This window comes from Paenibacillus sp. MAH-35, from assembly GCF_058135425.1.
Map to the genome: position 1 here is coordinate 1 of NZ_JBYUPU010000116.1, position 506 is coordinate 506.

The 506-nt window shown below is 45.5% G+C and carries 1 protein-coding gene; it reads left to right on the forward strand.

The genetic code is table 11. The annotated features are described in order from the left end of the window. A partial coding sequence (locus AC3Y2E_RS34680; RefSeq protein WP_379218001.1) for an RNA-guided endonuclease TnpB family protein occupies positions 1–506 on the forward strand: 506 nt, incomplete at both ends.

Genomic DNA, 506 nt, shown 5'->3' on the forward strand with positions numbered 1-506 from the left:
GATTTTGCAATTCTATCCAATGGCGTAGTAGTTGGCAACCCTAAATTCTTTCGCAGATGGGAAGAAAAACTGGCAAGAGCACAGCGTAAACTTACACGCATGATGAAAGGCAGCAGCAACTGGAACAAGCAGCGCATCAAAGTAGCGCATATTCACGAGAAAATCATGAATGCTCGTACGGACTACTTGCATCAGATTTCAACGCATATTGTCAAAAACCACGACATCATTGCGATTGAAGATTTACAGGTAGCCAATATGGTCAAGAATCGTAAGTTAGCCAAGGCCATTAGCGAGGTTTCCTGGTCGATGTTTCGCTCCATGCTAGAGTACAAAGCGAAGTGGTATGGCCGCATCGTAGTGGCTGTAGGCTCAACATTCGCATCTTCGCAATTATGCTCCTGCTGTAGCTATAAGCACAAAGATGTAAAAGATTTGAAGTTGCGTGAATGGGACTGCCCGGAATGTGGAGCGCATCACGACCGAGACTTTAACGCAAGCCTGAA